Origin of the sequence: Saccharopolyspora sp. CA-218241, from assembly GCF_050954615.1 — a bacterium.
Classification (GTDB): Bacteria; Actinomycetota; Actinomycetes; order Mycobacteriales; family Pseudonocardiaceae; genus Saccharopolyspora; species Saccharopolyspora cebuensis.
The window spans coordinates 292287-310702 of sequence record NZ_CP191860.1 but is presented as its reverse complement, the minus strand read 5'-3'; the positions used below and the strand labels follow the sequence as shown (position 1 = coordinate 310702).

Annotated in this window: 18 protein-coding genes and 1 tRNA gene; 9 read left to right on the top strand and 10 right to left on the bottom strand. The window is 73.3% G+C overall.

Annotated elements, in window-relative coordinates; all coding sequences use genetic code 11:
- Positions 1 to 206: 206 nt before the first annotated feature.
- Both ACQP0T_RS01660 and ACQP0T_RS01655 read right to left on the bottom strand, forming a co-directional pair.
- Positions 207 to 992, bottom strand: a complete 786-nt coding sequence (locus ACQP0T_RS01660; RefSeq protein WP_433870972.1) for an MBL fold metallo-hydrolase — start codon at positions 990 to 992, stop codon at positions 207 to 209.
- The gene (locus tag ACQP0T_RS01655) at positions 992 to 1837 is read right to left on the bottom strand and encodes an NUDIX hydrolase (RefSeq protein WP_433870971.1); all 846 of its coding nucleotides are present in this window, start codon (positions 1835 to 1837) and stop codon (positions 992 to 994) included. Before ACQP0T_RS01655 ends, ACQP0T_RS01660 begins: the two co-directional genes overlap by 1 nt.
- A gap of 159 nt (positions 1838 to 1996) precedes the next feature.
- Here ACQP0T_RS01655 and ACQP0T_RS01650 point away from each other — a divergent pair, with 159 nt between their 5' ends.
- Positions 1997 to 2977 carry a Gfo/Idh/MocA family protein gene (locus ACQP0T_RS01650; protein ID WP_433870970.1) on the top strand — a complete coding sequence of 327 codons (981 nt, stop codon included), beginning with the start codon at positions 1997 to 1999 and terminating at the stop codon, positions 2975 to 2977.
- On the opposite strand, the gene ACQP0T_RS01645 is transcribed toward ACQP0T_RS01650, so the two are convergent.
- The 4 genes from ACQP0T_RS01645 to ACQP0T_RS01630 form a co-directional block, all read right to left on the bottom strand.
- Entirely contained in the window at positions 2962 to 4122 is a 1161-nt protein-coding gene (locus ACQP0T_RS01645) for a hypothetical protein (protein WP_433870969.1), read from the bottom strand. The genes ACQP0T_RS01650 and ACQP0T_RS01645 overlap by 16 nt on opposite strands.
- 11 nt (positions 4123 to 4133) lie before the next feature.
- Entirely contained in the window at positions 4134 to 4736 is a 603-nt protein-coding gene (locus tag ACQP0T_RS01640) for a hypothetical protein (RefSeq protein WP_433870968.1), read from the bottom strand.
- A gap of 560 nt (positions 4737 to 5296) precedes the next feature.
- The gene (locus ACQP0T_RS01635) at positions 5297 to 5755 is read right to left on the bottom strand and encodes a RidA family protein (RefSeq protein ID WP_345359172.1); all 459 of its coding nucleotides are present in this window, start codon (positions 5753 to 5755) and stop codon (positions 5297 to 5299) included.
- 2 nt (positions 5756 to 5757) lie between these two features.
- Entirely contained in the window at positions 5758 to 5916 is a 159-nt protein-coding gene (locus tag ACQP0T_RS01630; protein WP_345359175.1) for a hypothetical protein, read from the bottom strand.
- A gap of 95 nt (positions 5917 to 6011) precedes the next feature.
- On the opposite strand from ACQP0T_RS01630, the gene ACQP0T_RS01625 reads away from it, so the two are divergent.
- A complete protein-coding gene (locus ACQP0T_RS01625; RefSeq protein ID WP_433870967.1) occupies positions 6012 to 7013 on the top strand; it encodes an ArsA-related P-loop ATPase in 1002 nt (333 codons plus the stop codon).
- Positions 7010 to 8143, top strand: a complete 1134-nt coding sequence (locus ACQP0T_RS01620; protein WP_433870966.1) for an ArsA family ATPase — start codon at positions 7010 to 7012, stop codon at positions 8141 to 8143. Before ACQP0T_RS01625 ends, ACQP0T_RS01620 begins: the two co-directional genes overlap by 4 nt.
- Positions 8144 to 8215: 72 nt before the next feature.
- Here ACQP0T_RS01620 and ACQP0T_RS01615 read toward each other — a convergent pair whose 3' ends face one another.
- On the bottom strand, positions 8216 to 8515 hold the full coding sequence (locus ACQP0T_RS01615; RefSeq protein WP_433870965.1) for a WhiB family transcriptional regulator: 300 nt from the start codon (positions 8513 to 8515) through the stop codon (positions 8216 to 8218).
- A 318-nt stretch (positions 8516 to 8833) separates the two neighbouring features.
- On the opposite strand from ACQP0T_RS01615, the gene ACQP0T_RS01610 reads away from it, so the two are divergent.
- Positions 8834 to 11125 carry a penicillin-binding protein gene (locus ACQP0T_RS01610; RefSeq protein ID WP_433870964.1) on the top strand — a complete coding sequence of 764 codons (2292 nt, stop codon included), beginning with the start codon at positions 8834 to 8836 and terminating at the stop codon, positions 11123 to 11125.
- Positions 11126 to 11286: 161 nt separating this feature from the next.
- Positions 11287 to 12063, top strand: a complete 777-nt coding sequence (locus tag ACQP0T_RS01605; RefSeq protein WP_433873565.1) for a siderophore-interacting protein — start codon at positions 11287 to 11289, stop codon at positions 12061 to 12063.
- 353 nt (positions 12064 to 12416) lie between these two features.
- Here the strand turns inward: ACQP0T_RS01605 and ACQP0T_RS01600 are convergent, their stop codons facing one another.
- Positions 12417 to 12887: a GatB/YqeY domain-containing protein gene (locus tag ACQP0T_RS01600; RefSeq protein ID WP_345359190.1), complete on the bottom strand. Its 471-nt coding sequence runs from the start codon at positions 12885 to 12887 to the stop codon at positions 12417 to 12419.
- Between the two features lie 64 nt (positions 12888 to 12951).
- Here ACQP0T_RS01600 and ACQP0T_RS01595 point away from each other — a divergent pair, with 64 nt between their 5' ends.
- Both ACQP0T_RS01595 and ACQP0T_RS01590 read left to right on the top strand, forming a co-directional pair.
- Positions 12952 to 13914: a metallophosphoesterase gene (locus ACQP0T_RS01595; RefSeq protein WP_433870963.1), complete on the top strand. Its 963-nt coding sequence runs from the start codon at positions 12952 to 12954 to the stop codon at positions 13912 to 13914.
- Positions 13915 to 13964: 50 nt separating this feature from the next.
- Positions 13965 to 14038 (top strand) — tRNA-Pro (locus tag ACQP0T_RS01590).
- Positions 14039 to 14205: 167 nt separating this feature from the next.
- Here ACQP0T_RS01590 and ACQP0T_RS01585 read toward each other — a convergent pair.
- Entirely contained in the window at positions 14206 to 14799 is a 594-nt protein-coding gene (locus ACQP0T_RS01585) for a dihydrofolate reductase family protein (protein ID WP_433870962.1), read from the bottom strand.
- Between the two features lie 288 nt (positions 14800 to 15087).
- Positions 15088 to 15948 carry a mechanosensitive ion channel family protein gene (locus ACQP0T_RS01580; RefSeq protein ID WP_433870961.1) on the bottom strand — a complete coding sequence of 287 codons (861 nt, stop codon included), beginning with the start codon at positions 15946 to 15948 and terminating at the stop codon, positions 15088 to 15090.
- 242 nt (positions 15949 to 16190) lie between these two features.
- On the opposite strand from ACQP0T_RS01580, the gene ACQP0T_RS01575 reads away from it, so the two are divergent.
- Positions 16191 to 16397: a hypothetical protein gene (locus tag ACQP0T_RS01575; protein ID WP_433870960.1), complete on the top strand. Its 207-nt coding sequence runs from the start codon at positions 16191 to 16193 to the stop codon at positions 16395 to 16397.
- A 78-nt stretch (positions 16398 to 16475) separates the two neighbouring features.
- Complete coding sequence (locus ACQP0T_RS01570) at positions 16476 to 18317, top strand: S9 family peptidase (RefSeq protein ID WP_433870959.1); 1842 nt, start codon at positions 16476 to 16478, stop codon at positions 18315 to 18317.
- Positions 18318 to 18416 lie beyond the last annotated feature (99 nt).

The window sequence follows — 18416 nt, the reverse complement described above, 5'->3', positions numbered from 1 at the left end:
GGCCCCGAGTGAGGGGCACCCTTGTCCGAGTTGCTTGGGCAAGGGTGCCCCTCACCTGGAAAACATCACCCGGACGGGAGCCGCGATTTCACCCGGGCGAGAGCCGCGACCCGCACCCGGGCGCGCGCCGCAGCCCAGCGCGCGTCTCCGCGCCGGAGCCGGGTGTTGGGGTGCGGGGGCGTCGGGGGCTGGGGCGGTTCGTGGGGTTACTGGCCTCGGAGGTAGGCGAGCTGGGCCTGGACGGTGAGTTCGGCGGCCGGCCAGACCGACCGGTCCACGTCGGCGTAGACCACCTCCACCACCTCCCGGGCGGACGGTTCGCGGGAGCAGCCGCGCACCACCTCGCGGACCTGCTCCAGCCGCTGCGTCCGGTGGTCCAGGTAGGCGGTGGCGGCAGCCGCCACGTCAGGGAGCTCGGGGCCGTGGCCGGGCAGCGCGCGGGTCCCGGCGGGCAGGTCCGCGAGCCGCCGCAGCGAGTCCAGGTAGGACCGGAGGTGGCCGTCGGGGTGGGCGACGACGGTGGTGCCCCGGCCGAGGACGCTGTCGCCGGTGAACACGGCGGGCTCCTCGGCGCCGTCGACGGCGAAGCACACCGAGTCGGCGGTGTGGCCCGCGGTGGCGAGCACCCGCAGCGGCACCCCGCCCGCTTCGACGACCTCGCCGTCGCGGAGCGGGTCGCCGCCGGAGCACAGCTCGGGGTCCAGCGCCCGCACCGGCGCGCCGGTGAGCCGGGCGAACTCGTCGACGCCGCCGGTGTGGTCGTCGTGGTGGTGGGTCAGCAACACCAGGGAAACCGGGCCCTGCGCGTCGGCGCGGCGCAGGTGGTCGAGGTCGTCGGGCCCGGGATCGATCACCGCGCGGTGCGCCGCGCCGGGCGCCCCGACGAGCCAGGTGTTGGTGCCCTCCAGGGTCATCGGTGACGGGTTGCGGCACAGCAGCACCGACGCGTACGCGGTGACCGGTCGCGGGGTGCCGTAAGCCGGGTGCTCCATCAGCGCGCCTCCTGGTAACCGGGTTCGCCGGGGAGCACGACCTCCCAGCGGTCGTCGACCCGGACGAGCTTGGGCAGCACCTTGGCGATGCCGCGTTCGGCCGCCAGCGCGGCCTCGATCCCGCCGCAGGCGTCGACCTCGGCGAGGGTGGTGCGGGTGGGCGGCAGGAGCCGGCTGCGGCCCGCGTCGGCGTCGGCCAGCGCTTCGGCCGGGGTCCGCCAGTAGGCTTCGGCGGCCTCGGTGGTGCGGGCGTCGGCGCGCTGGCCCCCGGGCATGGCGGCCAGGAAGAAGCGGGTGTCGTAGCGGCGCGGTTCGGCTTCCGGGGTGAGCCAGTTCGACCAGGGGCGCAGCAGGTCGGCGCGCAGCACCAGGCCCTCCGCGGCGAGGAAGGCGGCCAGCGACACCTCGCGGGAGATCAGCGCGGCGCGCGCGGTGCCGTAGGCGGCGGTGTCGGCGACCACCGACCCGGCGTCGGGACCGGCGAGCAGCACCCCGGACTCCTCGAAGGTCTCCCGGACCGCGGCGCAGACCAGCGCCCGGGCCTGCTCCGCCGAGCAGCCGAAGCGGTGCGCCCACCACCCCGCGTCGGGGCCGGTCCAGGACACCGAGGCGTCGGCGTCGCGGGGGTCGACGCCCCCGCCGGGGAACACGGTCATGCCGCCGGCGAACGCCATGCCGGTGACCCGGCGCTGGAGGAACACCTCGGGGCCGCGCGGGCCCTCGCGGAGCAGGACCACGGTGGCCGCGTCCTTCGGGACGGCAACCTCCGCGGGCTCCGGCGCGTGCTTCGGGGCAGTGGCATCCGCGCCGGAGGGCGGTGAGCCGTTCTCGGGCCGTCGCACCATGCCGGTCACCCTATGCCGCGAACCCCTCCCCGAACGAGAACCCGATTTCAGCAATCCAGGTGCAGCAGGCATGATCACCTCCCACGACGTTGCCCGTACGGGGCAACCCGGTACCCCCGTGCGCAGCACAAGGGATCACACGAAGGCACCATGACTGCTATGGAGGAAGCACTGCGCGTCGGAGTCGTCGGAGCCGGTCCCTGGGCGTACCGGATGCACGGTCCCGGACTCGCCGCGCACGAGTGCACCCGCCTGGCCGCGGTGTGGGCGCGCAGACCCGAGGCCGCCCGGGAGCTCGCCCAGCGGCACGGCGCGGCGGTGGCCCCGCACTTCGACGCGCTGCTCGACTCGGTGGACGCGGTGGCCTTCGCGGTGCCGCCGGAGGTGCAGGCCGAGCTGGCGCCGCGCGCCGCGCGGGCGGGCAAGCACCTGATCCTGGAGAAGCCGCTGGCCGCCGACCTGTCCGGGGCCCGCGAGGTCGCCGACGCGGTGCTCGACGCCCGGGTCGCCGGGCTGGTGGTGCTGACCCGCCGGTACTCCCCCGAGGTGCGGCAGTGGCTGGCCGGGGTGCGCGGCGCGCGAGGATGGCGCGGCGGCACCGGGCGCTGGCTGGCCGGCGGCCTGCTCGACGGCGACCACCCGGTCTCCCCGTGGCGCCGGGTGGAGGGTGCGCTGCTCGACGCCGGTCCGCACGCGATCGACCTGCTGGACGCGGCGCTGGGCCGGATCGAGCGGGTGCACTACGCCCACCACGGCGACGACGACCTGTGGCAGGTGGTGTTCGGGCACGCGGGCGGCGCGACGAGCACGTTGAGCCTGTCGCTGAAGCTGCCGGTGCAGCCCTCGGTGGTCGACTTCGCCGTCTACGGCGAGCACGGACACGCGCCGCTGACCGGCAGGCGGACGGCGGCCCGCGAGTGCTACGCGAGCCTGCTCGACGACTTCGTCGCGATGATCTACCACCAGGACCTCGAACACCCCTGCGACGTGCGGCGCGGCCTGCACCTGCAGCGGGTCATCACCGACGTCCGGGCGGCGGCGTGGCGCGCCACCGCACCGAGCGCCGCGGCGGCGCCGCACGGCGGTCCGGACCGACCGCTGGGCCGCCCGGTCCGGCGCCGGGTTCAGGAGCGCTGTTGACCCGAGTAGCCGGGCTGGTTCACCGGCGCGCCGATCGGCGGAAAACCGCCGGTGCCGCCGGGCATGGTGGTCGTCCAGGCGTCCTGGCCGCGGGCGGGCTGCTGCACCCCGGTGGCCACGGCCCCGGCGTCCGGGGCGCTCTGGCCGCGGGGCCGGTCCTGCTCGCGCTGGGCGAGCTCCTCGTGCAGCTTGCGCAGCAGGTTGCGCTCCCGGTCGGTGAGCTTGGCGTCGACCGCCGCGGGCACCCGCATGTTGCCCTGGTCGCCCTTGCCCGCCCGCTGCGGCTCGGCCGGTGCTTCGGCGCGCGGGGCGGCGGGCTCCGGCTCGGGCTCGGGGACCGGCTCCGGCGCGGGCTCCGGACTCGCGGGCTCGGCCCTGGCCGGTTCCTGCCTGGCGGGCTCCGGCCCGGCTGGCTCGGGGCGGGCTGGCTCGGGGCGGGCTGGCTCGGCGCGGACCCGCTCGGGCTCGGGCGGTTCCGGCGCGGCGGGGGCCTCCTCCTGGCGGCGCGCCGCGGTGCTCGCGACCTCGTCGAGGTGCACCCGGCGGGCCGCGGTGAGCGCTTGGCGGTGGTACTCGGGCAGCTCGGCGCCGCTGCCGAAGACGTCGACCGAGCAGTGCACCCCGGCCCGGCGCAACGCCTCCAGGAGCTGGTAGCCGACGGCGGCGACGGAGCCGTCGGAGCCGACCTCGGCGAGCAGCACCCGGCGCGGCACGGCGCCGTAGCTGGTGCCCGCCGGGGTGGACCGCTCGGTGCTCCAGACCCCGCGCACCCCGCCCAGCCGGGCGGTGATCGGCGCGAGCGCGGCGATCAGGTCGTCGTCGGCTTCGGTCCGCTCGGTGAAGCGGTGCTCGTCGGCGGACACCGACTCCACCACGTGCAGCCGGTCGGCGAGGGCACGCGGCGAGCGGGTCTCCTCCAACACCCGCCGCAGCTCGAACTGCTCGGCCGGGTCGACCGGGATGTCCCCGGCGATCAGGCAACCGCTCAGGAACTCGATCGCCGCACCCGGCTGCCCCATGCCGAGCAGCTCCCGGGCCGAGTTGATCGCGTCGTCGTCGACGCGTCCGGTCATCGTCAGCAGCAAGGCGTGCAGCCGGTCGCCCGGCCCCGCCTCGGCGGCGTCCACCACGTCTACCTCCGTCACAGCTCGTCGGCTCAACCCCGGTGCGGCGCCTCGGCACCGGTGCAGACCTGCACCGACTCGGCCAGCGCCGCGCGGTGGTACCCGGTCGGTTCCAGGTCGGGCGGCAGCACCTCGACGCAGGGCTCGGGCTCGCCCAAGGCGCGCACGATGCGCTGGATCTCCCCGGTCATCCCGATGTGGTCGGCGGAGCCGGTGACCAGCAGCACCCGCTTGGACCGCTGCCCGCCGCCGCTGCGCCAGGAGCTGCGCACCTCGCGGACGCCCGGCCTGCCGCGCAGCGTCGCGCCGAGGACCAGGGCCTCGGAGTCGCTGCCCGCCAGCGGGGACGCCGAGGTGAACCCGTACTCGGGATATCCGGCGCCGCCGGGCAGGATGGCGTCGACCACGGAACGGTCCGCGCCCAGCGGGAGCACCGCCTCGGAGAGCAACCGGTGGTCGGCGTCGTCGAGGGCCACCCGCTCGCGGAAAAGGGTGCCCGGCAGCGAGCGCGCGAGCACGTCGGCGGCTCCGCCCGCCAACCAGTCCCGGTAGCGCCACAGGTGTCTGTCGGGCAGCCGACCGGCAAGTCGCAGCAGCAGTTCGTGGCACAGCAGTTCGGCTTCGCGCACCGCCACGTCAGCCCCTCCCCAGGCTCGAACTCCGATGCGGGTATCCCCAGCCACAGTTGCACCCGTACGGGTGACTTTGTCGTGAGCCCTCCGAGCCAGCAAGCCCAGAGTGCCCACATGCGGCTACATGCGGGAATCACCGTCCCCCGTTCGGGTGCTCCAGCCCTTGAGCACCACAACAGGAAGTGACCGCAGCGTACTGGTCGCCGCGACCCCGGCGCGGGCGAGCCGCCGAAAACAGGGCGCGGCGCCACCCGGAAATCCGGATGACGCCGCGCCCGAACGCCCGAGATGACCGCCCGAAACCACCCCGCCCGATTCGGTGACCAAGCGGCGAAAGCCGCTTCCAGCCCACGCACGAGCCGATCGGCACCACAGTCAGGCAAGCGGCGGAAGCCGCTTCCGCTTTGCCCCACGCACGCAGCTGGCACCGGCGCGGGTTCTCAGCAGCCTTCTCGCGAGGACGCCCTGATGCCGTGTATGGGCGATCCATCAAGAAGGGCGCCCGGAGCGAGAAGGCCGCTGAGGTTCCGCCACCCGCACCGCTCAGCAAGGTGAGCCGAAACTCAACCCACTTCGACGATGAGTTCTACTTCCACTGGTACCCCCATCGGCAGCTCCGCCACGCCCACCGCCGACCGGGCGTGCACGCCCGCGTCGCCGAAGACCTCGCCGAGCAGTTCGGAGGCACCGTTGAGCACGCCGGGCTGGCCGGTGAAGCCCTCGGCGGAGGCCACGAAGCCGACGACCTTCACCACCCGGACCACCGAGTCCAGGCCGATCAGCCCGTGCACCGCGGCCAGCGCGTTGAGCGCGCAGGTGCGGGCGCACCGCTTGGCGTCCTCGGGGTCGACCTCGGCGCCGACCTTGCCGGTCAGCTCCAGCTCACCGCCGACGAACGGCACCTGGCCCGCGGTGTAGACGTGCGCGCCGCTGCGCACCGCGGGCGCGTACGCCCCGGCCGGGGCGGCGACCTCGGGCAGCTCGATGCCCAGTTCCGCCAGACGTGCGGTCCACCGCCCCATGGTCACTCGCCCTTCGGCCGCTTCAGGTAGGCCACCATCTGCTCGCCCGTCGGTCCCGGCAGCACCGCCACGAGCTCCCAGCCGTCCTCGCCCCACTGGTCGAGGATCTGCTTGGTCGCGTGGCTCAACAACGGAACGGTCGCGTACTCCCACTTCTGCATGGGATCAGCCTAAGGGGTCCCGCCCACCGGGCTCCGGCCCGGAAGGCGGAGCGCGCGGGCAGACAGCGGGCCGATCCGCCGCTTACGCTGATCGTGTGACCGATTGGGACCGGGAACTCAACAAGGCCCGACTGCACGTGGTCAGCGGCAAGGGCGGCACCGGCAAGACCACGGTCGCCGCGGCGCTGGCGCTGGCGCTGGCGGGTGGCGGTCACAAGGTGCTGCTGATCGAGGTCGAGGGCAGGCAGGGGGTGGCCCAGCTCTTCGACACCGCCCCGCTGCCCTACGCCGAGGAGTGGATCGCGGCGGCGCCCGGCGGCGGCGAGCTGCGGGCGCTGGCGATCGACGCCGAGGCGGCGCTGCTGGAGTACCTGTCGATGTTCTACAGCCTGGGCTTCGCGGGGCGGACGCTGCGCCGGATGGGCGCCATCGAGTTCGCCACCACGCTCGCGCCGGGCCTGCGCGACGTGCTGTTCACCGGCAAGATCAAGGAGTGCGTCGGGCGCACCGACGACCGCGGCAGGCACGTCTACGACGCGGTGGTGGTGGACGCGCCGCCGACCGGCCGGGTGGTGAAGTTCCTCGACGTCACGCGCGCGATGGCCGACCTGGCCAAGTCGGGCCCGATCCGGGACCACAGCGACGGCGTGGTGCGGCTGGTGCACTCGGCCGACACCGTCGTCCACCTGGTCACGCTGCTGGAGGAGCTGCCGGTGCGGGAGACGCTGGAGGCGGTGTCCGAACTGGACGCGGCGGACCTGCGACCCGGCGGCGTGTTCTGCAACCGGGTCCGGCCGGACCGGCTGCCGACGCACGCCGTGCCCGACGCCGCCGCGGGCGCGCTGGACGAGGCCGCGCTGCGGGCGGACCTGGCGGCCGCGGGCGTGCGGCTGGACGACGAGGCGTTCGGCGGGCTGCTCGACGAGGCCGCCGAGCACGCGGTGCGCACCGGGCTGGAGCAGCAGGCCCGCGAGCGGCTCGCCGGAACCGACCTGCCCACCCTCGCCCTGCCCGAGCTCACCGGCGGCATCGACGTCGCCGAGCTCTACGAGCTCGCGGAGATCCTCACCGACCACGGCATCCGGAGCCCCCGATGAGCCAACCGCTGCGCCCGGCGCAGTTCGACGTCGACGCCCTGCTGGACGATCCGGCCACCCGCGTCGTGGTGTGCTGCGGGTCCGGCGGCGTCGGCAAGACCACCACGGCGGCGGCGCTGGCGGTGCGCGCGGCCGAGCGCGGGCGCAAGACCGCGGTGCTCACCATCGATCCGGCGCGGCGGCTGGCGCAGGCGCTGGGCCTGCCGGAACTGGGCAACCAGCCGCGGCAGGTGGACGTCGCGGGCTTCGAACCGGCCGGCGACCTCAGCGCGATGATGCTGGACATGCGCCGCACCTTCGACGACATGGTGCTGGCGCACGCGGGCCCGGAGCGCGCCGAGCAGATCCTGGGCAACCCCTTCTACCAGACCATCTCCACGTCGTTCTCCGGCACGCAGGAGTACATGGCGATGGAGAAGCTCGGGCAGCTCGCGGCCACCGGGAGCTGGGACCTGATCGTGGTGGACACCCCGCCGAGCCGGTCGGCGCTGGACTTCCTGGACGCGCCGCAGCGGCTGTCCACGGTGCTCGACGGCAGGCTGATCCGGATGTTGTCGAGTCCGGCGCGGGCGGGCGGGCGCGGGCTGCGCAAGATCGTCGGCACCGGATTCGGGCTGTTCGCCAAGGCCGTCTCGACGATCATCGGCGGGCAGCTGCTGGCCGACGCCTCGGCGTTCGTGCAGGCCTTCGACTCGACCTTCGGCGGGTTCCGGGAGCGCGCCGACGAGACCTTCCGGCTGCTGCGCTCGCCGGGCACGGCGTTCCTGGTGGTGGCGACCCCGGAACCGGACGCGCTGCGGGAGGCGTCGTTCTTCGTCGAGCGGCTGGCCGGGGAGTCGATGCCGCTGGTCGGGCTGATCGGCAACCGGACCCATCCGGTGTTCTCGGGCCTGCCGGGCCCGCGGGCGGAGGCGGCGGCCGAGGAGAGCGCGGCCTCGGCGCCGCTGGCCTCGGCGGTGCTGCGGCTGCACGCGGACCGGGTCGCGGTGGCCGAGCGGGAGAAGCGGCTGCTGGCCCGGTTCACCCGGGCGTACCCCGAGGTGCCGCTGGTCGGGGTGCCCGCGCTGCCCGCCGACGTGCACGACATCGACGGGTTGCGCGAGATCGGCCGCAGGCTGGCCGGTGAATAAGCGGAGGCGCGGGGATCGCGATTGGCGGAATTGCCTTTGCGATACCCCGCGCCGTTCACCGAATGGCGAGCGTCAGCTCACCTGGTATTCATCGATGTCGGTATATTCCTGGCGGGCGGCCTCCAGCAATTCGCGCCAGCTCCGGACATCGGGACGACGGCGCAACAACGCACGCCGCTCCCGCTCCGTCATTCCGCCCCAGACACCGAATTCGATCTTGTTGTCGAGCGCCTCGCCGAGGCACTCGGTGCGGACCGGGCAACCGAAGCAGACCATTCGGGCCTTGCGCTGTTCGGCGCCGCGTACGAACAACTGGTCCGGATTCTGGTCGCGGCATGCCGCGCGAACCCGCCAGTCCCCCTGCTCGAACATATGAGTTCCCCCAGCTCCTCACTGGATCGTCGGCGACTCTTCTCGTCCGGAGCCCCCCGGCACCGGATGTCATGACCGCCTCGGGGGGCGGACATGACGATGCTGTCGCTGGACGTGGACGAACTGTAGAGCCCGCCGGTTCCACAACCAACCGACGGTTGTCGCTCCGTTATCTTCCGACCTCATCACATCGGGCGGTTCTCCGGCGTGACGCAGCGTCACCTTCCGACCCCGACTTACGCTGACGAGGTGCGTGTCCGGGACGGCTTGCTGAAGCTATTCGGCCTATGTGTGCTGGCTGGCGTCTTGGTCGCGGGAATGCTGTTCCCGGCCGTGGGATCACTCGGCGTGGTCTCCAACCGCGCCAGCGACGCCGTCAACAGCATCTCCGCGGATCTCATGACGCAAGAACCACCCCTTGTGACGACCGTCACAGATCGGGAGGGGAGCCCGATCGCCTACCTGTACGAGCAGGACCGGACGCCCGCCGCGCCGGACCAGATCTCCGATGCGATGAAGGCCGCGATCGTGGCCATCGAGGACCGCCGGTTCTTCGACCACCGCGGCGTCGACTGGGCCGGGACGATGCGGGCGCTGGCCACCAACCAGATGGCCGGCGAGATCTCGCAGGGCGGGTCCACGCTGACCCAGCAGTACGTGAAGAACTACCTGGTGCACGTCACCTCGGGCGGCGACCCGGTCAAGCAGGCCCAGGCGATCGAGCAGACGCACGCCCGCAAGCTCCGCGAGATCCGGATCGCGCTGCAGCTCGAGAAGCAGCTCGCCAAGCCGGAGATCATGGCGCGCTACCTCAACGTGGTGCCCTACGGCAACCAGGCCTACGGCATCGCGGCGGCGGCGCGCACCTACTTCGGCACCACGCCGGACCAGCTCACCATCGCGCAGTCGGCGCTGCTGGCGGGCATGGTCAACAGCCCCAGCGCGCTGGACCCCAAGGAGAACCCGCAGGAGGCGCTGGAACGGCGGGACCTGGTCATCCAGGCGATGCTCGACCAGCACCGGATCACCCCGGAGGCCGCCGAGGACGCCCGCAACGCGCCGCTGGGCCTGGCGGAGCCGCTGAACAAGATCCCCAACGGCTGCGTCGGCGCCGGACCGACCGACGGGTTCTTCTGCCGCTACGTCATCGACTACCTGGAAGCCGCCGGGTTCTCCGAGGAGCAGCTCAAGACCGGCGGCTACACCATCCGCACCACGCTGGACCCGGAGGCGACCCAGGCGGCCAAGCAGGCCACCGAGCGGCACGTGCCGAAGAAGACCGAGGGCATCGCCAACGTGATGAGCGTCGTCGAGCCGGGCGACGAGAAGCACCGGGTCCGCGCCCTGGTCGCCAACCGCGACTTCGGGCTCAACCCCGAGGAGGGCCAGACGGCGTACCCGCTGCCCAGCGGGGTGGCGAAGTTCGGCGCCGGGTCGATCTACAAGGTGTTCACCGCCGCTGCGGCGCTGGAGGAGGGGATGGGCATCTACGACACCATCCCGTCCCCGCCGACCTACACCTCGTCGGTCTACAAGAACGGCGTCGCGCCCTACACCGTCGGCAACGCCGAAGGCGTCGCCCCGGGTCCGCGGACCCTGCAGCAGGCGCTGGCCACCTCGCCGAACACCGCGTTCGTCGCGCTCCAGGAGAAGGCGGGGCTGGCCGACACGGTCGACATGGCGGTCCGGCTCGGGATGCGGCAGACCCTGCTGGGCTCCAACGCCTCCGGGCAGGCGCTCTCGCCCGGCGGCTCGAACGGGCCGTCGCAGGCGCAGCTGGTCAAGGACCGCAACATCGGCGCCTTCACCCTCGGCTACGCGCCCACCAGCCCGCTGGAGCTGAGCAACGTGATGGCCACCCTGCTCAGCGGCGGGGTGTGGTGCCCGCCCACACCGATCGAGCAGATCACCGACCGCAACGGCAACCCGGTGTCGATCACCGAGGAGCCGTGCGAGCAGGCGGTGGACGAGGGGCTGGCCGACGCGATGGCGGTCGGCATGAGCCAGGACGACGATCCCGGCGGCACCGCGCACCAGGCCGCCAGCGGAGCCGGGTGGAGTCGGCCCCTGGCCGCCAAGACGGGGACCACCGAGGCGCACCAGTCCGCGGGCTTCCTCGGCGGCACGCCGCAGTTCGCCGCCTCGGTGCTGACCTTCAGCGACGGTCCCCGACCGCAGGGCATCTGCGACACCACGCCGCCCTCGCTGTGCGGGGCCAACGGCGGCAACATCTACGGCGGCAAGGTGCCCGCGCGGACCTTCTTCGACGCGATGAAGACCATCCACGAGGGGCTGCCGGTGGAGCAGCTCCCCGACGTGAGCCAGCGCTACGCCAGCGGCGGCAACGAAAAGCAGGTCCCCAACGTCGTCGGGATGGAGCGGGGCGAGGCGGTCGAGCGGCTGCGCCAGGACGGCTACCAGGTCGAGGAGCGCTCGGTGAACTCCCAGCGCAGCCAGGGCACCGTCACCAGCCAGACCCCGCGCGGGGCGTTGCCGCACGGCGAGGTGGTGACGATCTCGGTGAGCACCGGTTACGTGCCCAACCCCGCACCGGTCGAACCACCGCCCCCGCCGCCGGGACGACGACCACCGGGGGACGGACCTCCCTGACGCACCGACGGCTCGGCGCCCGCACCCGCTGCGGGCGCCGAGCCGCGTCCGGGGCGGCACGTCGCCGAGCGGCCCGGCGCAGCGGGCGCACCGCCGACGTCCCGCCACCGCCACGCGGGCCAGCGCCGAAAGGGGTCTTAAACTCCGTGGTCGTGACGTCCATGCGGCCCCCCACCCGGCGCGGCCGGTCCCGCTACCGGCTGCTCGACGTGGTGCGCGTCGAGCGGATCACCCCGCGCACCGTCCGGGTGACGCTCGGCGGGGAGGAACTCGCCGACTTCGAGAGCAACGGCAGCGACCAGCGGATCAAGCTCTGCCTGCCGGAGCCGGGACGGCCGGTGCCGCTGGGCCGCAGTAGGGCGGAGGTCTTCGCGCTGCCCCGCGAGCAGCAGCCCAAGCAGCGGACCTACACGGTGCGCCGGTTCGACCCGGCGCGGCGGCTGCTCGACGTCGACCTGGTGGTGCACGACCACGACGGCCCGGGTGCGGTCTGGGCGCGCGAGGTGGCGCCCGGCCAGCAGATCGTCACCGTGGGCCCCAGCCCGGCGTACCGGCCGTCGCCGGACGCCGACCCGCTGGTGCTGGCCGGGGACGAGACGGCGCTGCCCGCGATGGCGGCGATCCTGGAGGAGCTGCCCGCCGGGGCGCCGGTGCGGGTGTTCGCCGAGGTCGCCGACGCCGCCGAGGAGCAGCCGATCGACTCGGCCGCCGAGGTCACCTGGACCTGGCTGCACCGCGACGGGGTCGCGCCCGGGGAGAGCGCGCTGCTGGCCGAGGCGGTCGAGAGCGCCGACCTCGGCCCGTCGCCGCACCTCTGGCTCGGCGCGGAGGCCGACGTCGTGCACCGGATCCGCGAGCACTGCCAGCACGCCCTGGGCCTGGACCGCCGGAGCCTCTACGCGCTGGCCTACTGGCGCCGCGGCCGAGCCGAAGCCTGACCCCCGGACGCACCACCGGTCCCGCGCAGCGGTCCAACGGCCCTGAACGGGTTCCGCGAAACGCGAACCGTTCACCCCAACGAGGACGGGGTGAGGGGCACCCTTGTCCCAGTTGGGGGTCCTTTCAGAATGCGGCGGAGCCGCATGCGGTGCGGCACGCAGCGTGCACCGCGGCCCGTGCTCGGACGTGACCGCTCAGCGGTCTTCTCGCGAGGACAGCCGTGACGCCGTGTACGAAGTGGGTGCATCAGGAGCGGCTCCCGGAGCCCGCACCGCCACGCAGGCCATTTCGAAAGCGGTCCTTACTTGGGCAAGGGCGCCCCTCACTCACCTCGCGAACGGGTGACGGGCGGTCAGCTCGCGAGCTCGGCTTTGACCGCGGCGGCGACCCGGCCGCCCTCGGCCCGGCCCGCGACCTTGGCGTTGACGGCCTTCATGACCTGGCCCATCTGCTTCATCCCGGGGCGCTCGCCAAGCTCGGCGGTCACCTCGCCGACGGTGTCGCGGACCAGCGTCGCGAGCTCGGCGTCGTCGAGCTGGGCAGGCAGGTAGCGGCGCAGGATCTCCGCCTCGCCGCGCTCGGCCTCGGCCTGCTCGGTGCGGCCGGCGGCGGCGAACGCCTCGGCGGACTCGTCACGCTTCTTCGCCTCCTTGCTCAGGACGCGCTGGATCTCCTCGTCGGTGAGCTCGCGCGCCTCCTTGCCCGCCACCTCCTCGGTGCCGACGGCGGCCAGCGCCATCCGCAGAACGCCGGTGACGACGGTGTCGCGCTGCTTCATCGCGCTGTTGAGATCCGCGCGGAGGGTGTCCTTGAGCTCGGCCATGCCCGGATTATCCCGCGCGGGGCGACGCGGCGGGAGGCCGGGATCTCGCCGTAGGGTGGGAGGGGTGAACAAGCTTGGGCGGACTTTGCTGGCCACCGGCGCGCTGGGCGCCGGAGCGCTGGGCTACGCGGTGGGGATCGAACGCACGCACTGGACGTTGCGGCAGGCCGCCCTGCCGGTGCTGGCCGACGGGGCGCGTCCGCTGCGCGTGCTGCACATCTCGGACCTGCACATGACGCCGAACCAGCGGTCGAAGCAGCGCTGGGTGGCCGCGCTCGACGAGCTGGAGCCCGACCTGGTCGTCAACACCGGCGACAACCTCGCGCACCCGCAGGCGGTCCCGGCGGCGCTGCGGGCGATGGGGCCGCTGCTGGACCGGCCGGGCGTGTTCATCTTCGGCAGCAACGACTACTACGGGCCCAAGCCGAAGAACCCGGCGCGCTACCTGCTGCCCTCGGCCAAGACCAAGCGGATCCACGGCGATCCGCTGCCGTGGCGGGACCTGCGCGCGGCGATGACCGAGCGCGGCTGGCACGACGCCACCCACCAGCACCTGGAACTCGACGTCGCCGGGGTTCCGGTGCACGCCGCCGGGGTCGACGACCCGCACCTCCAGCGGGACCGCTACGACCTCATCGCGGGCGGCACCTCGCCGGACGCGCAGCTCCGGCTCGGCCTCACCCACTCCCCGGAGCCCCGGGTGCTGGACCTGTTCGCCGCCGACGGCTACGACCTGGTGCTGGCCGGCCACACCCACGGCGGGCAGCTCCGCGTCCCCGGCTACGGCGCGCTGGTCACCAACTGCGAGCTCGACCGCCCGCGCGCCCGCGGCGCCTCCTCCTGGGGCGAGCACCTGCGCCTGCACGTCTCGGCGGGCCTGGGCACCTCCCCCTACGCCCCGGCGCGCTTCGCCTGCCCGCCGGAGGCGACGCTGCTGACCCTGCTGCCCCGCACCGCCGATCCCGCCGCCACCAGCGAGGACGCCGCAACGGGGGCCCCGTTCCGCACCGCTGGACGCATCCGCTAAGCTTTCTCCCGGCGGTCGGACGAGCACCCGAGATGTTCACCGCCGGAAGACGGGGTGTGGCGCAGTTTGGGAGCGCGCTTCGTTCGGGTCGAAGAGGTCGTGGGTTCAAATCCCGCCACCCCGACAAGGCAGAGGGCCTGGTCAGAGCCTCCACGCGGAGGTTCCGACCAGGCCCTCGGTCGTTCGCCAGGGGCGTGGAGTCGGCGGACGGGCATCGGGGCCGCGCCGTCGTTTCCGCCGCCCTCGTCGGCGGCATCGCGGTGATCTGGTCCGCAGGCCGTTGACGCGTGGTCACGTGCCTCGGGGTGCGAGCACGGTGGGGCGGTATTCGACCAGTTGGATGCGCCCGTCGAAGGTTCGGTTGTCGATCATTTCGAGGGCGACGTCCGGGTAGCCGTCGTAGATGCGCTCGGCTCCCGTGGCGCCGGTGATCACCGGGAACACGACCACGCGGAAGCGGTCGACGAGTCCGGCTGCTAGCAGCGACCGGGACAGGCTGAGGCTGCCGATCGTGCTCAGCAAGCCCGAGCGGTTCTCCTTCATCGCCCGGACGGCCTCGACCGCATCGTCGCGCACGAGCCGGGTGTTGGCCCAGGTGAGCGGCTCCTCGAGCGAGGCCGAGAAGACCACCTTCGGCGCTCGGGCGAGTTCGTCGAGGGAGGACCCCTCGTCATCGGAGAGCTCGTCCGGGTCCCATGGTCCCTGGCCGGCGGCGAAGCCCGAGAAGAGCCGGTAGGTGTTCGCTCCCATCAGGTAAGTGACCTCGGGCTGCTCGCCGAGCCAACCGAGGTACTCGGGTCCTTCCAGCCCCCACCACCCCGGCCAGCCCTCAGCCGACGCGCAGCCGTCGAGGGAGGTGATGAAGTCGACGAGGAGTTCGGACATGGTCGTGACCTTCCCGTTGCTGTTCGGCGGCGAAGCCGCGGTACCAGGTTGGACGGGCGGGGAGTGCAGAACTCATCGCTGCCGCGGACACCGACGACCGCGCGGCGCCGGGTGGTGGGGCAGGCGCGCAGGTCGCAGAGCACGCCATCACCAGCGTGGTGGGCCACGAGCGCCGCGTCCGGTTCTTCGCCGGGGTCGAGAGATCCCGCCCCCCGGCAGGGTTGAGGGCCTGGTCGGAGCCTCCACGCGGAGGTTCCGACCAGGCCCTCGGTCATTCCCGCTGCCCCGTCAGGTGGAGCTGGAGCCGCGGCCGTGTTCGGCGGGGGTGCGGCCGGCGTCCGCCTCGGCTTGCGTGCGGCGCTGGTCCTGCTCGGGGATCCCGCCTTCCTGCCGGGAGGTGCGCTGCGCGGCCTCGTCCTCGGCCCGTTCGCGCCCGGCCCGCATGTCGCGCTTGACGGTCTCCTGCTCCTGCTGCGCCCGGCGGTAACCGGAGTTGATCAGGTCCGCCGCCGCCTCCCGGCCACCGAGCCCGAAGGCCAGCGCCGAACCCAGGGCGAGCGCACCGATGAGCGCGACGTAGGTGATCGTCACGATCGTCGGCGCGATCTGCAGCTGGGTGAGGATCATGAACACGGCGATGGCCATCACCAGGGTCGGCGCGGCGGTGCGCACCACCCGGCCGGTGGGGGTGTCGCCCATCGTCCGGTGCGCCACGCCGCCGACCGCACCGGCCACGGCCGCGGCCACCAGGAAGATCAGCAGCGCCGCGACGACCCGGGGCAGGTAACCCAGCACGGTGTTCATGAAGCCGGTCAGCGCCGGGATCCCCAACGTGCCGATCGCCGAGGAGACCACGAAGAGCATGATCACCGCGAAGACCACGGTGCCGACCAGGCGGGCCGGGCTGCCGCGCGGGCTGAACCGCTCGACGTAGTGCCCGCCCTGGCTCGACGTCATCCGCTCGTCGAGCCGGAACTTGTTCAGCAACTTGGTCAGACCGGCCTTGATCAGCCGCGCGACGACGTAACCGATCAGCAGGACCAGCAGCGCGCCGATGATCTGGGGCAGGTAGTTGAGGAGCTGGGTGAAAGCGCTCTGCAGGCCTTGCAGCACGTTGAACCCTCCGCCCGGCTGCTGTGCGAGAAACATGGGTCGCTCTCCGCTCTACAACGGTTTCCGCTGGTCGGATAGGCCTTCCCGGGTGTTCACGCCGGTAAACGACCGTCCGTGCAAGCGCGACCACGTACTGCGTCCGACCGCCTCAGCGCCGGAGGGGCGGCGTTGGGCCGGTGCGGTGATCATCAGCACGGACTGTGGTGCCCCGGTCGCGAGCAGTGGTAGTCATGCCTCGACGGGCGTTTTGTCCGGACGATCACGACAAGAGGAGCACGATGAGCGACATCGCTGCCAAGGTGGACGCGGCCTACGAGGGCAAGAGCCTCGCCGACCTCGCGGATGCCCCGGTGGAGGCACTGCAGGGGGTCAGCGCCGGCGACGCGCAGCACCTCAAGGACGCCTTCGGCATCCGGACCATCCGCGACCTCGGCACCAACAAGTACTTCCTGTGGGCGCAGGCGATGACCCGCCTCGCCGACTGATCGACGCGACCGAGGGCCCGGTCCGCCGCGGCGGACCGGGCCCTCGGTCGTGCTCCCGGCGGATCGGGCAGGATCGGGGTGGTGAGCACCTATCCTGAGGCGCAGGTCCCCGAGAAGCTGTTCGACGACCCGGAGCGGGAAGCCCGGTGGCGCGCGCGGTTCAGCGCGCCTCGGGTGTCGTTGCCGGACTGGGCCCGGGACGCCCCGCAGCGCAGCCTGTACGTCTCCAACGCCAGCGGGACCTGGGAGATCTACGCCTGGGACCGGGACACCGGCGCGCGGCGGCAGGTCACCGACCGTCCGCAGGGGACGTTCCACGGCACGGTGTCCGCCGACGGCGAGCGGATCTGGTGGTTCGACGACACCGACGGCGACGAGTTCGGGAGCTGGGTGGCGCAGCCCTTCGCCGAGGGCGGCACCGCCGAGGACGCCGTGCCGGGTACGCACCCCGGCTACCCGGCGGGCCTGGAGCTCGGCTCGTCGGTGGTGGCGCTGGGCATGTCCACCGACGACGGCGTGACGGTGTGGGTCCGCGATGGCGGCTCGCCCCGCGTGGTGTACCAGCACGAGCAGGACGGCGGGCTGTCCGCGATGTCGTGGGACGAGTCGCTGCTGGCGATCTCGCACTCCGAGCACGGCGACTCCCGCCACCCCGCGCTGCGGGTGCTGCGGCTGGACGGCTCGCCCGTCGCCGAGAAGTGGGACGGGCCGGGCAAGGGGCTCGACGCGCTGGAGTTCGCGCCGGTCACCGGCGACCCCCGGCTGCTGGTGCTGCACGAGCGCCGCGGCCGCGAGGAGCTGCTGATCTGGGACGTGCTGGCCGACACCGAGTCCGAGATCGACCTGGACCTGCCGGGCGAGCTCTCCGCCGACTGGTACCCGGACGGCAGGGCGCTGCTCGTCGCGCACACCCACCACGCGCGCACCGAGCTGTTCCGCTACGACCTGACCACCGGTGCGCTCGCGCCGCTGCCGACCCCGCCGGGCACCGTCGTCGGCGCCTCCGTCCGCCCGGACCGCGCGGTGGAGTACGCGTGGTCGTCGGCGGCGACCCCGTCGCTGGTGCGCACCCTGCCGGAATCCGGTGAGGACGCGGTGCTGCTGACCCCGCCCGGGGACCGCGCGCCCGGATCGGCGCCGGTCACCGACGCCTTCGTGGAGATCCCGCACGGCCCGAACGACACCGTGCACGCGCTGATCGCCCGACCCGAGGGCGCCGGCGAGGGACCGCTGCCCACCGTGTTCAACCTGCACGGCGGACCGCACGCCGCCGACGAGGACCGGTTCTCGTCCTACCGCGCCGCCTGGCTGGACGCCGGGTTCGCGGTCGTCGAGATCAACTACCGGGGTTCCACCGGTTACGGCTCGGCCTGGCGGGACGCGATCGAGGGGCGCCCGGGGCTCACCGAGCTGGAGGACGTCGCGCTGGTGCACGACTGGGCGATCCGCGAGGGCTTGACCACCCCGGAGCTGAGCGTGGTGGCGGGCGCGAGCTGGGGCGGTTACCTCGCGCTGCTCGCGCTGGGCACCCAGCCGCAGCGGTGGGCGGGCGGCGTCGCGGGCGTGCCGGTGGCCGACTACGTCAGCGCCTACGCCGACGAGATGGAGCCGCTGCGGGCCTACGACCGGGCGCTGTTCGGCGGTGCCCCGGACGACGTGCCGGAGGTCTACCGGTCGTCCTCGCCGATCACCTACGTCGACGAGGTCCGGGCTCCGGTGCTGGTGCTGGCCGGGGACAACGACCCGCGCTGCCCGATCCAGCAGGTCCTGAACTACCTGGACCGGCTGGAGCAGCGGCGGATCCCGTTCGAGTTCTACCGCTACGACGCCGGGCACGGTTCGCTGGTGATCTCCGAGACGCTGCGCCAGGTGGCCGCCGAGATCCACTTCGCCCGCCGCGCGGTGGGCCTGCTCGACTGAGGTCCGCTCACCCCGGGAGGCGCAGCGCGTGCCGCAGCACGGCGCGGATCCGCTCGTAGCCGATCGGTTCCTCGCCGAGCAGCACGCGCGCGCCGATCC